The 14,692-nt window shown below is 57.8% G+C and carries 2 protein-coding genes; both read right to left on the reverse strand.

Features of this window, described 5'->3' with window-relative positions; translation table 11 throughout:
* Positions 1-12: 12 nt before the first annotated feature.
* Positions 13-8,298 (reverse strand): amino acid adenylation domain-containing protein, encoded by an 8,286-nt coding sequence (locus ACQ4M4_RS04750; protein ID WP_430683318.1) that lies wholly within the window; start codon positions 8,296-8,298, stop codon positions 13-15.
* A 3-nt stretch (positions 8,299-8,301) separates the two neighbouring features.
* Positions 8,302-14,691, reverse strand: a complete 6,390-nt coding sequence (locus ACQ4M4_RS04755) for an amino acid adenylation domain-containing protein (protein ID WP_430683319.1) — start codon at positions 14,689-14,691, stop codon at positions 8,302-8,304.
* Position 14,692 lies beyond the last annotated feature (1 nt).

The following is a 14,692-nucleotide window of genomic DNA, read 5'->3' on the forward strand; positions in this document are numbered from 1 at the left end:
GTCGTCCTGCCGTTATCCAAGCTTGAGTTCTGCAAAAATGCTGTCCAGTTGCTCTTGGCTAAGCTGAACATCAGGAAAGTCGGAGGGTTGGTAGGCGGCTACTGGGGTGGACTGGCAATGGGCAATGAGCGATCGCAGCGCTGCCAAATAGTCTTGAGCCAACCGCTCGATGGTGGCCTGGTGATGAATCGCGGTACTGTACGCCCAGGTCATGTGCAATTGCCCTGCCAAAACCAGTCCACTCACATCCAGCACATAGGGGCGCGGATTGCGTGCCCCCTGCACAACGCGGGTTTGGGTTGCACTCAGGCCCTCTGGGGCCAGCCGCAGCCGGATCGATGCAGGAATCGAGTCCGAGACGGTGAGGTCGAGCTGTCCCAAATAGTTGAAGCTAACCTGAGCCGGAGGGAGCGATCGCAACGGCGCACCTGCCGAACTGAGATAGCGCAGCAGCCCAAACCCAACTCCCTGATGCGGAATTTGGCGCAACTGCTGTTTAACCGACTGAATCGCGTCCCCCCAATGACAAACGGGGTCCAGGTTCAGCCAAACCGGGAAAAGGCTGGTAAACCATCCCACCGTGCGCGATAGATCCATCCCATCGAACCGATCGGTTCGCCCATGGCCTTCCAAGTCGAGCCGCAGCGTAGAACTGCCAGTCCAATTGGCAAATGTATGGGCCAGAGCGGTCAGCAACAGGTCATTCACCTGCGTACGGTAAACGGCTGGAATTTCCTGCAATAGGGCCTGGGTTGCCGCTGAATCTAACAGGGTGGTTACGGTGGCGATCGCCGCAACGGTATTCTCTCCAGTGGGGTTATCCATCGGTAAGGGGGGAGCGGGCTGCTGCAACGCCAGCCAGGTCTCTAGTTCCGCCTGAAGCTCATCCCGGAGTGGATGGGATGCGGCCTCGGTTTGCAACCGTTCTGCCCAGGTTTTGAAGGCGGTGGTTTTGGCTGGCAGGCGCAGGGGTGCGGCTGGGGACGATGACTGTGGTGACTGAAGCTGTTGAAGGAGCTGCTGAACTAGGGCTTGAAAATCCTCTAGCAAAATGCGCCAAGACACACCATCTACCACCAGATGATGAATTACCCATAGCAGTTGGTTGGGGCGATCGCCCCCTCGGTGAATTAACACCAACCGCAGCAGAGGCCCAGCAGTGAGGTGCAAACTAGCTTGTAGGGCAAGCAGTAAGGATGCGATCGCCGCAGATTGCCGCTCTTCTGGCAAAGCCGACAGATCAATGTGCTGGCACGGGGTGGCTTCCTCCATGTCAGCATGCCACTGGTGCCATCCTGCTTCCCCTAGCTGAAACCGCAGCCGCAGCGCATCGTGATGCTCCAAAATCTGCTGTGTCATTTGCTCTAGCCGAGGCAACGTCAGTTCGGGGGGAACCTCCAGCAACAGCGATTGGTTCCAATGATGACGGTCTACCAGGGGCTGATCAAAAAACCAGTGCTGAATGGGCGTTAGGGGCAGGGTTCCGGTGACTAACCCTTGAGGGGCGATCGCTCTGGGGGCCGTATCCACCACAAGCGCCAGCTCGGCAATGGTTTGGTGCTGAAACAGCTGCTTGGGTGTGAACTGAAGCCCTGCTTGGTTTGCTCTGGCAATCACTTGAATACTGAGAATGGAGTCGCCTCCCAACTCAAAAAAGTTGTCGTGGATTCCCACTGTTTCCATGCCCAGCACATCCTGCCAAATCGTAGCTAGCATGTGCTCAACAGCGGTGCGAGCCGGGGTGTAGCTGGTTTCGAGTCGGTCTAAGGGCGGTGGAGGCAAACGCCGCCGATCAACCTTGCCGTTGGCCGTCAGCGGCAGTTTTTCTAACCGCACAAAACTGGCGGGCAGCATGTAGCTGGGCAATCGGTCTTGGGTCCAGCGTCGCAGGTCGTTCAGCACCGCCAGATCCGCTGGGGCAATCTCTCCATCAATCTTATCGTCAGTTCTTTTATCAATTTTTACGTCCATCTCAGTATCAACCGCCGAGTTCACTGTCGAGTCAGCATTTGATTCCACTGCCGAGTTCGCTGATGGATCAACGGCTGATTCACCTTCAGGACAAACAACATAGGCAACCAGGCGTTTTTGCCCTGGCTCATCTTCCCGCAGCAGTACCACGGCATCTTGCACCTGTGGATGTTGGCTTAGGGTCGATTCAATCTCTCCCAGCTCAATCCGAAATCCGCGCAGCTTGACCTGCTGATCAGCCCGTCCCTCATATTCCAAAGCCCCATCGGCCCGATAGCGAGCCAAGTCTCCTGTGCGATACAGCCGTGCACCGGGGCGATCGCTGTAGGGATGGGGAACAAAGCGTTCTGCGGTCAACGCTGGATGGTTGAAATAGCCTCGGGCCAAACCCTCGCCACCAACATAAATTTCACCAGGCACCCCCAACGGCACCGGTTGAAGCTGCGCATCGAGCAGGTAAAGTTGCAGGTCTGGAATGGGCTGGCCAATGAGGCTGGGGAGGCTGGGCTGACTCGACGGCGTAGGGCGATCGGTCGCTGTGAAATCGGTTATGGGGCGATCGGTTACGGTGGAATCGGTTATGGGGCGATCGGTTACGGGGCAATAGGTGACATGAACCGTGGTTTCCGTAATGCCATACATATTCACCAGCTGAGGCGTATTCCCATGTCGCTCCAGCCAGGGTTGCAAACTCTGAAACTCAAGAGCCTCTCCCCCAAAAATCACCCACCGCAACCGGAGCGGCAGGCTGGAGTCATCAGCGAGGGACTCGGCCTGCATCAGTTGGCGAAAGGCAGAAGGGGTTTGATTCAGCACGGTGACTTTCTGCTGAATCAGGAGTGTGTAAAAGGCGGCGGGCGATCGGCTCAGCTCATAGGGCACCACCACCAGCCGTCCGCCGTAGAGCAATGCTCCCCAAATTTCCCAAACCGAAAAGTCAAACGCGTGGGAATGGAACCATGTCCAAACATCCTCGTGGTTGAAGTTGAACCAGGGCTGCGTTGTGGTGAGGAGGCGAGTCACGTTGCGGTGGGGAATCGCTACGCCTTTGGGCTGTCCGGTAGAGCCAGAGGTGTAAATAATGTACGCCAGGTTATCGGGCCGCACGGGCAGATGCAGCGGTGCTGCATTTGCGGCATTCGCCTCCTGCATGGCTGTATCTAAACACATGGCCGGAATTGCAAGGGAGAGGGAATCAATCAAATCAGACTGGGTGAGCAGTAGCGAAATGTTTGCGTCAGCCAGAATGAACGCAAGCCGTTCGGGTGGGGAGGCGGGATCCAGCGGCACATAGGCTGCCCCGCTTTTCAAGATGCCCAGGATGGCCATGATGGTGGTGAGCGATCGCTCCACATACAAACCCACCCGCGACTCAACGCCAATGCCCTGACGGTGCAAATCGTGAGCCAGTTGGTTGCTGCGTTGATCAAGTTCACGATAGGTGAGGTGCTGATCTGCCTCCGTTAAGGCGATCGCATCAGGAGTTTGGGCCGCCTGAGCCGCAAACCAGTCATGAATGCATTGGGGAGGGTTGGGAAGCAGCGGTACAGCTTTGGGAACTCCCAGCGTTAACAGGTGTTGCTGTTCGAAAGATGTGAGCAGGGGTAAGCGATCGATGGGATGGGACAGAGCCTGGGGTGCCACAATGCCTTCCAGCAGGGTATGCAAGTGGCACAGCATGCGCTCGATCGTGGCTCCATCCCACAAATCGGTGCTGTATTCCATCTCCATTTCCAGTCCCTGGTCGGTTTCGGAAATATCGAGCGTTAGGTCAAACTTGGCGGTGCGCCGGGGCAGCGGCAGCGGAGTCAGGTTTAGCTCTGGCACGTTCCAGTCGGTTGGCACCTGTAGCACAAACATCACTTGCACCAGCGGCGCATGGCTCAGGTTTCGATCAAGCTGAAGCGCATCGATGATCGCCTCAAACGGCACATCCTGATGAGCATAGGCAGTCAGCGTGACATCGCGCACGCGTTGCAGCAATTCCCCAAATGTGGGATTGCCAGAGAGATCGGTACGCAGCGCTAGCGTGTTCACAAAACAGCCGATCAGTCCTTCTAGTTCGGTCTGGTTGCGGCTGGCAATTGGGGTGCCCACCAGCAGGTCGGTTTGCCCGGTGTAGCGATAGAGCAACACCTTGAATGCGGCCAAAAGCACCATGAACAACGTTGTTCCAGACTGTTGGCTATAGGTTTTGAGGGCATGCACGAGGGAGTGGGGTAAACAGTGCGATCGCCCCTCTCCCTGAAAGCGCTGCACCGCAGGACGGGGAAAATCGGTGGGTAAATTGAGAACAGGTAACGGTTCTGCCAGTTGGGTTTGCCAGTAGGCGAGTTGGGTTGCAACGGTGGCTTGCTGCAATGCGTGCCGCTGCCAAAGGGCAAAATCGGCATACTGAATGGGCAGTGGGGGTAGGGGCGCAGGCTGGCCCGATACGTGATCCGATCCGGCGTTCGATACCTGATCCGATACATGACCTGCTCCAGAGTCCAATACAGAATCCGCTAACTGGGCGTGATACAGAGTCGCCAGCTCGCGCAGCAACAGGTCAATAGACCAACCATCCGCAATGATGTGATGCAAATTCACCACCAGGATTTGCTCCGCATCGGTTTGCACCACTGAGATGTGGAACAGAGGCAGCTGTGCCAGATCAAACGAGCGTTGGGTAGCCGCTGCAATGTGCCGCTGGCGTTCGGCTGCTTGCTGGGCAAGGGGTAAGCCCCGCAGATCTATCAAGGGAATGGTCACCTCAAGCTGGGGCGCGATCGCCTGCACCGGATTTCCATCCACCAGGGGGAACGTCGTGCGCAGAATTTCGTGGCGGCGCACCACTTCCGCCAGGCTTTGCTGCAATACATTCAAGTGCAACACTCCATCCACCCGCAGGGTTGCAGGCAGGGTGTACACGGCACCGGGCAGCAATTGTTCAAGAAACCACAGCCGCTGCTGAGCAAACGAGAGCGGCACCTGCGGCGGCCGCGGACGGCGTTCAATGGCGGGAAGAGCCGCCACCGTAGGCTGAGCGGCGATCGCGCGGGCCAGTTGGGCAATGGTGGGCTGCTCAAACAATTGCCGCAACGGTAGTTCGATCTGGAGAGCCGTGCGGATGCGCGAGACAAGCTGCGTGGCCAATAGCGAATCGCCCCCCAGCTCAAAGAAATTGTCGTGAATGCCAATGTGCTCTAGCCGCAGAACCTGACTCCACAGTTGGGCCAGTTGGGCTTCCATGGGTGTGGTGGGTGCGGTTGGAGGTGCTGCGTGGGGCGATCGCCCTGGCAGTGGCAATGCTTGTCGGTCAACCTTGCCGTTCGGCGTGAGCGGCAGAGCTTCCAACTGCACAAATGCCGTAGGCACCATATAGGCCGGTAAGCGCTGTTCCAAAAACTGCCGCAGGTCACCCATATTGAGCGATCGCCCAGAGTGGGGAACTGCATACGCCACCAGCCGCTGCATTGCCAACCCGCCAGAACCAGCTGGCTCCTCAGCTTCCGATGCAATCCGCTGAGGCACCACCACCCCACTCTGCACATCGGGATGCTGCACCAAAACGGCTTCCACTTCTCCCGGCTCAATCCGGTAGCCACGAATTTTTACCTGATGATCGATGCGCCCTAGATATTCCAGCTCACCATTGCCCAGGTGACGAACCCAGTCTCCAGTTTGATAGAGGCGATCGCCCGGTGTGGTACTAAACGGATTGGGGACAAACGTTTCGGCGGTGAGGGCAGGTCGGTTGAGATAGCCCCGAGCCACCCCGACCCCACCAATGTAGAGCGCTCCCGCCACCCCGATTGGGCAGGGGTGCCCGTGCACATCCAACACGTAAAGTTGAGTATTGGCAATGGGACGACCAATCGGAATCGTATCCGCTTCTGCGGCATCGCCCGATACCGTGTAGGTGCAGCATCCCACAACCGTTTCCGTGGGGCCGTATTCATTCACCAAACGAATGGTCGGGGCGATCGCCTGCCACTCGGCAATCTGCTGGGGCAAAAGGGCTTCACCACCAATGATGAAGGCTCGAACCCGATCGGCCATATTGGCGGGCGATCGCTCAGCGAGCAACTGCAACTGAGCCGGAGTCAGCTTCACCAGACTCAGGCCCGTGCGGCGATTGAGCGCATCGGCCAGAGAGTCAATCCCCAGCGATGCAGGCAACAGCTCCACCGACCGACCAACCAGCAGCGGTGAAAACAGGCTCGTCACCGTCAAGTCAAAGGACAGAGACGAATGCACGACCGTTCCTTCCCCTTGGTCAACGGCATAGGCCTGAATACACCAGGTGAGATAGTTCACCACGCCACGATGAGAAATGAGGGTGCCTTTGGGTTTTCCGGTAGAGCCCGAAGTGTAAATGACATAAGCCAGATGGTGAGACGTGACGGCACTGGCTGGATTTGCTGAACTGTAGACATTGAATGGGCTGGGTTCCTCATCCAGGCACACCGTTCTGTCGTGGGCGGGCAAGTGGGAAATCAACCGCTGTTGGGTCAGCAGTACGGCAACCTGAGCATCCTGCATCATCCAAGCTAGCCGCTCTGAAGGATATGCCGGATCGAGCGGCACGTAAGCGCCTCCCGCTTTGAGGATGGCGATGAGCCCCACCACCATCTCCAGCGACGGCTCTACGCTGATGCCAACGAGCCGATCGGGACCAACGCCGAGCGTTTGCAAATGGTGGGCAAGCTGATTGGCTTGGGTGTTGAGCTGTTGGTAGGTGAGCTGGCGATCGCCAAATACCACGGCAACCGCATTGGGCAGCCGTTCTGCCTGGGCTTCAATCAGGTGGTGCAAACATGAGTGCTGTGGATACTCCGATGCGGTTTGGTTCCAGGTGGCAAACCCTTGCTGCTCGGCAAGTGTTAGCAGCGGCAGCTCGGACATGCGCTGGTCAGGGTTGGCGGCGATCGCCGCTAGCAGCGTGGCAAAATGCCCCTGAAACCGGGTGATGGTGTCTGCCGTGAACCGCTCAGTCCGGTATTCCACCCGACCCACCAGGCGATCGCCTAGGTCCTGAATTTCTAAACTCAGGTCAAACTGAGCCGTTTCTCGATCAATGTCGATAGGCGATAGGGTTAAATCGGCCAGCGATCGCGATGTAATGGGTGGAGCATTGAGCGAAAACCAGGTTTGAAAGAGCGGGTTGTGGTGGAGGCTGCGCTCTGGTCGTAGCGTTTCAACTAGCGTCTCAAAGGGCAAATCCTGATGGGTGTAAGCATCCAACGTCACGGACTTGACCCGCTGTAGCACCTCGCGAAACGAGGGGTCACCCGACAGGTCAGTCCGCAAGACCAACGTATTCAGCAAAACTCCCATCAGCCGCTGGGTCTCTGGGCAATTGCGGTTGGCAATGGGAGAACCCACCAAAATATCGGTTTGCCCCGAATAGCGATGCAGCAAGACCTGAAACGTTGCCAGCAGCGTCATAAACAACGTTGTGCCTGCTTGCTGATTGAGGCGTTTGAGTGCAGGCAGCACATCGGGCAGCGTCCAGGTTTGCGTGCGTCCCTGAAACGTGCGAACGGGTGCATGAGGAAAATCGGTGGGCAACTGCAACACCGGCAGCGGTCCCGCCAGTTGCCGCTGCCAGTAGGCGAGCTGGGCGTCCAGGTGTCCATCTTGCAGCCACTGCCGCTGCCACTGCGAAAAGTCTGCATATTGAATGGGCAAGGATGGCAGGGCAGGAACCTTCCCAGCCGACAGAGCCTCATACAAAACCGTCAGCTCCTCAACAAACAGTGCCAACGACCAGCCATCCAGCGCAATGTGGTGGAAGCAAATGAGCAAAACATGGTGGGTGGGGCTAAACCGCAGCAGCGTGGTTCGCAGCGGCAGATCGGTGAGCAAGTTGAAGGGCTGTTTGGCATGGGCGATCGCCCACTGGTGGATGGTTGTCGCCTGGTGCTCTAGCGGGACATTTTGCACATCGACCACGGCCACATTCCAGGGCTGGGGCGGCAAAATAACCTGATGCGGTTCCCCCGTTTCCATTGGGGTGACACAGGTGCGCAGAACTTCGTGGCGCTCTATCAACTGGGTGAGGCTGCACTCCAACACATCCAGATTTAGCGGACCTGTCAACTCCAATGCCGCCGGTAGGTGATAGGCAGAGCTATCGGGCTGAAGCTGGTACAGAAACCAAAATCGCTGCTGAGCAAATGACAGCGGCAATGGACCGGCGGGGCGGGGCTGCCGCACCAGGGCCGGTTGAGCTGGATGCGATGGATTGGAGCGGGCTTGGGTGTGGCGCTGCTGCAACTGTTGGGTGAGTTGGGCAAGCTGCGCCGGAGAGAGATTGGCAATGCGATTGGCGAGGTCACTCATGAACTAGTTCTCCCCTGGGGTAACTGGGTCAATGGCCTGGAGCGGCTCAGAATGGGGCGGGGCCAGGGCGGCGAGGAGTTCGGGGTCTACTTGGGCTGCCAGCGCTTCAGCGATCGCCTCTGCCAATGCCGCCACCGTGGGTGACTGAAACAGATTGCGCAACGGAACCTCGACGACAAACATTTGCCGAATGCGAGTGATGACCTGGGTTGCCAAGAGTGAATCTCCGCCCCGTTCAAAAAAGTTGTCGTAAATGCCCACGCGATCGCACTTCAGCACTTCTTGCCACAGCGTGGCGATCGCCATTTCAAGAGCATTGCGCGGCTCAACATAGGCTGACTTTGAAGGCGAATGAACAGGCTGGACGGCCTGCCAGTGGCGTTGCAGCAGTCGCCGATCCACCTTGCCATTGGCCGTCAGGGGCAATGCCTTGAGCGGCACATACGCATCTGGCAGCATATACTCCGGCAGCTTTTGGGCCAGATCGGCGTGCAGCACCTGTGACTGAAAGCCAGCCGTCAGATCTGCCTCGGTTGCGCTTGGAGTCTTGGCATCGCCAGCGCTGGTCATGGCACTAGTCACAGCACTAGTCACACCACTCGTCACAGCTTGCTCTCGCCCTATCGCGCCCGCAGCATCCTTGAGAACCGAAAAGACCTCTGCCGCTTGCGACTCATCGGGAACCACGAAGGCTATCAGCCGTTGCGACTGAGTTGGCTCGCCGACCGTTAGCACGGCAGCCTGGTGAATCTCAGGATGCTGTTCTAGGATTGTTTCAATTTCTCCCAGCTCAATCCGGTAGCCGCCAATCTTTACCTGATGGTCTTCCCGTCCCAAAAACTCTATTTGCCCTATTGGCAAATAGCGGCCTAAATCTCCGGTGCGGTATAGGCGCTCACCTGTGCGCGGGTGCAGGATAAAGCTCGCCGCTGTTTTTGCCGGATCGTGCCAGTAACCCTGAGCCAGGCCAATGCCGCCGATGTAAAGCTGACCTGGAGTCCACACTGGGCAGGGTTCCAACCGCTCATCCAGCACGTAAAATCGCTGATTGGTCATGGGGCGACCGTAGGGAATACTTTTCCAGGCGGGGTCAACGTCGCCAATGGGATACAAAATTGACCAAATCGATGCTTCCGTTGCGCCGCCTAGGCTAACCACCTGAGCCTGAGGGGCGATCGCCCGGAGCCGATCGGGCAGCGACAGCGGCAACCAATCTCCACTCAACAAGACCAGCCGCAGAGATTCAGGAATGGCTTCAGGCAGGTCTTCAACCTGGGTCACAAGCATTTGCAGCAGCGCCGGAACCGAATTCCAGATCGTGACCTGGTGGCGCTTGAGCAAATCTGCCCACACGGCCGGGTCTTTGGTGGCGATCGCTGGAGGCATAACGATCGTGCCCCCCGCGGCCAGGGTGCCCAACAGGTCATATACCGAGAGGTCAAAGCTAAGGGATGACAAGGCCAGAACGCGATCGCCCGAATTCACCCCAAAGCGCCGATTGATATCCAACAGGGTATTCACGGCACCGCGATGGTCAATCATCACGCCTTTGGGCACCCCCGTCGAGCCAGAGGTATAAATCACATAGGCCAGGTCGGTTGGGCCTTGCACAGGTTCTAGTGGCGGACTAGGAACGGTGGGCCACGGCTCAACCCCAATCACATGAATTGGGGTTTGAAGTGTGGCGGTGGGCAAAACGGTGTCTTGCAGATGGGGCTGGGTCAGCACAATGCGCACCTCGCCCTGGTGCAGCAGTTGGCCACGCCGTGCTTCTGGCAAACCCGGATCAATGGGCACATAGGCCGCTCCCGACATCAGCACAGCCAGGACAGCGACCACTTGCTCCCAGCCTTTTTCCATGGCGATCGCCACCAACTGGTTTGGCTGCGCCCCCAACTGCCGCAAACGATGGGCAAGCTGCTGAGCACGACTCAACAGGTCTTCATAGCTTAGGGTTGTGTCTACCGTGACAACGGCTGGATGGTGAGGTTGCGCCTGGGCCTGCTCCATCACTAGCGTGTGCAACAGCGCTTCGGAAACAGGAGCCTCTGTGGCATTCAGGCTGTCTTGCAGAGTTTGATCGGCCAGCAACAGCGATCGCTGCTGCCAGGGTTCCTCGTACCAGGCCAGCGCGTGCAGCAACCGACCGTACGCTGCAAACATGGCCTCGATCAGGCCCGTGGGAAATAGCCCCTCAACGGCATCCCAATTCAGCACCAGGGCTCCAGCATCTTCATAAACCTGATGGTCGAGCCAGACTTGGGGCGTTTGGGCAATGCTGTAGACCCGTTCGCCGAGCCAACCCGCCGAAAACGCAGAATCCGTCTTCATTTGAGGGTTTGCCAACAAACTCGTAAACACAACGGGCAGGGTGACACCGGGCGATCGCTCCTGCACCCGCGCCAGCTCTCGCAATACCCGCACCCCGCTCACATAGGAATGCTCCAGGTCTTGCCAAAGCTGCTGTTGGAGCTGTCGGGCACGATGGGCAAAGCGGGGATCTTCACAGCCCTGCTCAGAATAATCCACAGCCAGCAGCGTTAACGAGGTAAAGTCTCCAACAATTTGCTGCACCTGCGGATGGATGGGCAAACGATTGAACGTCGTTAAGTTGAGGCTAAACCGACGGGTGCTCCAGGCCGCCAAGACTTCGGCATAGGCCGCCACCAGCAGCCCAGAAGGAGTCAGCCCTTGCTGCGCGGCTCTTGTTTTAAGCTGTTGCCAGGTTTCGGGCGGCAGGGTCGTCGTTTGGCGAACAAATTGAGGCTGCTTTAGGGTTGAGGGGGCTACGGCCAGCGGCAAATTTGGCGCAAGGGGAAAGGTGGGGAGGCGATCCTGCCAATAATGAAGCGATCGCTGGTAGAGTTCGGACGTTTCAAACTGCTTGAGCGCCAGAACATAATCTCGGAAGGACAGATCCAGTGGCACCAGCGGGGTGTCTAGATCTTGGTAAAGCTGCCCCCACTCGCGGCACAGCACGCTTAAGCTGGCGGCATCCACCAGTAAATTGTCAAAACTGAGAAATAGCCGCAGCCGCCGATCATCCAGTCGCGCGGCACAGACTTCAAACAGCGCCCACTGGTACGGGTTATGCATGTGATGAGAAAGCCGCTGACGCAGTGCCGCCAGTTCTGCCGTCACCTGCTCCTTGGGCTGATGGCGCAAATCAAAAACGGCAATGTCGTAGGGGGGCACTTCTGCCAAAATTTGCTGCTCGCCAGTTTCAGAAAGAATCGTGCGCAGAATGTCATGGCGGTCAATCAACCGCCGAAACGCTCGACTGAGGCGATCGCAGTCCAACCCATCTGTATCGAACTCGGCGTAAACATGGGCTGCCACATTGCCAATGTCAAACAGGCCATTGCGACCAATCCAGTACGCTTCTTGAATATCGTTGAGCGGAAACGGCTGATGGCGATCGCTCGGAGCCGGAATCACCTGAGGCAACGCCGCCGAGAGCACCAGCTCTGGAGCCGTCTCCAAGGTTGCTAAAATTCGGGTTGCCAGTGTTGTAATCGAATCGCTCTCCAGCAGCTCGGTTAGCGCAACGGGGCTTCCTAGGCGAGTTTCCAGATCCAGCTTCAGCTCAATCGCCATGAGCGAATCGAGGGCCAGCGTGTTCAGCGGACGATGGGGCGTCATGTGAGCAGGGTCAATGGCCAACAGCTGAGCCAGGCGATCGCATAAATCCGCCACTAAGCGCGGCAACCGATCTTCCACAGGCAAACTCAGCAAAGCGGCTTGAGTCAGCCTGGACTGGTGGGGAGGATGGGCTGGAATTGGGGCGATCGCTGCCTTGCGTCCGCGTTCCGCAGCAGACTTCCAGTAGCGCTGCCGCTGAAAGGGATAGGTCGGCAGTGGCATCCGATGACGGACATAATCGTGATCAAAGCCATCCCAATCAACCATCGCTCCCTGCTGATAAAGCTGGCCAAGGCTCATCAACAGCACCTCCCAATCCGATCGGTGAGGATCGAGTGACGATAGCCACACTCCGATTTCGGGCGGATCTGCCAACGGCTGGCTGGCAAGGTTCAGAAAATGCGTATACCCCTGCGTGCTCAACGCTGGCAAACCGTGCCGAGTTATCGCGAAAGGTTCAACCGTTTCACATGCATGGGGCAGGCGGTTGAGAACCTCGCTGGAGCTAAGGGCCTGTCCGGTTTGGGCACACAGAACGGTACAGGTTGCCATGGGCGCAGGTTCCAATGGTTGAACGGAACGCAGGGATGGCGATCGCCCGTTCCCCTGATCCCCCCGATCGCTCTGAGCCACCCAGTGCAGCGCCGCCTCCAGGCTAATCACGCCTGCCACACAGGCCGCCACACCTTCGCCAACCCCCACACCCATCACCCCATCCGGAACGATTCCCCACGATTGCCAAAGCGTCGCCAGCGCATAGCTCAGCACAAACGCAGCCGTTTTTTCAGGCAGACAAGAGAGTGGATAGTCGGATGAATCCTTCAACGAATTGCTGGAGGAATGGTCTGACGAATCAGCTCGTAAATGCTCGAACGAATTCCTCGATGAATGGTTGGGTAGATAGGTTTTCTGTCGCAGTTGGGGCTCGCGCCGAGCCACCTCAGGCTGAAGTTGCGCTACGCAGCGATCGATCGCCTGTCGAAAGGTTGGCTGCGTGGCATAAAGCTGCCGCCCGGCGTGCTTGGTGCGCGGGGATGGGGTGAAGACAAACACAATTTTGGGTGGATGGAGGGAGCGCCCAACGGTTCCAATGGGTTCGGGTGGCAATGGGGTTGCCCGACAAGCCGCGAGCTGTTGCCGCATCTCCGTAGGAGTTGCTCCTACCACGGCCAACCGATGCTCAAAGTGCGATCGCCCCGCCCCCGCTGTAAAACAAACATCGGCAAGTCGATCGGCAGACGTTTGCTCTAAGGCTGACTCAACGCGACCGACCAGATCTCGCAAGGCTCTGGGCGTTTTGGCCGACAGGGTGAGAATGTGTAGCGGACGCTCTGGCGTATTGGCAGGCAGAGGCCGGTGTGGAGCCGCCTCAACCACGGCATGGGCATTGGTACCGCTCATCCCAAAGGCATTGATCCCAGCCAAACGAGTTGCTGCATCTGTGGTCCAGGGGGTTAAGCGGGTTGGAATTTTGGCCGGAATTTCCTCTAGGGAAATTTCAGGATTCAACTGCTGTAGGTGTAAATGGGGCGGCAATGCTTGATGTTGCAGTGCCAAAATTACCTTGATCAGGCTGGCCATGCCAGAGGCCGTTTCTGTGTGGCCAATGTTGGTTTTGACGGAGGCAAGCCACAGCGGCTCATGGTGCGATCGCCCCTGTTGAAATACCGCACTCAGCGCCCGCACCTCGATCGTATCTCCCAGAGAGGTTCCGGTGCCCTGCGCTTCTACATACTGAATTTGGGCCGGCTCTACTTTTGCCTGAGCCAGCGCCGCTCGAATCGTACTCTGCTGAGCCGCTCCGTTGGGAATGGTCAACCCGCCGCTGGCTCCACCGTGGCTGATTGCCGACCCGCGAATCAGAGCCAAGATGGGATCACGATGGGCGATCGCATCACTCAGCCGCTTGAGCACCACCACGCCACAGCCTTCAGACCGAACATAGCCATCTGCCGCCGCATCAAACGTTTTACAACGGCCATCTGCCGCCATCATGCGCGTTTTAGAAAAAGCGATGTTGGTTTCTGGCGACAAGATGAGATTGACCCCACCCGCCAGCGCCATCTCACATTCCCGCTGGCGCAAGCTCTGACAGGCCAAGTGAACGGCCATCAGCGACGAAGCACAGGCTGCATCTAGTGCCAGGTTGGGGCCTTGCAGTCCCAGCACATAGGATAGCCGCCCCGCCGCAAAGCAAAATCCGCTGCCCATGCCCGTGTAGGCATCAATGTCGGTGAGATCGGCAGCTCGGGTTTGCAGATTGGCATAGTCGGCGGTGCCAATCGCCACATACACCCCTGTGCGACTGCCTACCCACTGCTGCGGAGACTGCCCTGCCCGCTCTAGCGCTTCCCAACTTACTTCCAGCAACAACCGCTGCTGAGGGTCGAGACTCAACGCCTCTCTGGGACTCATGCCAAAAAAATCTGGATCAAACTGATCGACCCCATCCAAGAAACCGCCCCAGCGGGTGTAGGTTTTGCCAGCAGCGTTGGGGTCTGGGTCGTAAAATTCATCCCCATCCCATCGTTCTGGAGGCACCAGGGTAATGGGATAGGTGCCTGTTTTTAACAAGTGCCAGTAGGACTCCGGATCGGTAACACCCCCCGGAAAGCGACAGCCCATGCCAATCACGGCGATCGCTTCGGTACTGGCCTGCTCAATGGCATTGAGCCTGGACTGCAATTCATCGGCGAGCAGCGCCAATCGCTTGGGCGACAGATCTTTAATCTGCTCAAGAAAATCGCTCACG

Source organism: Leptolyngbya sp. AN02str (genome assembly GCF_050565595.1).
In the GTDB taxonomy this organism is placed as follows: domain Bacteria; phylum Cyanobacteriota; class Cyanobacteriia; order Elainellales; family Elainellaceae; genus Kaiparowitsia.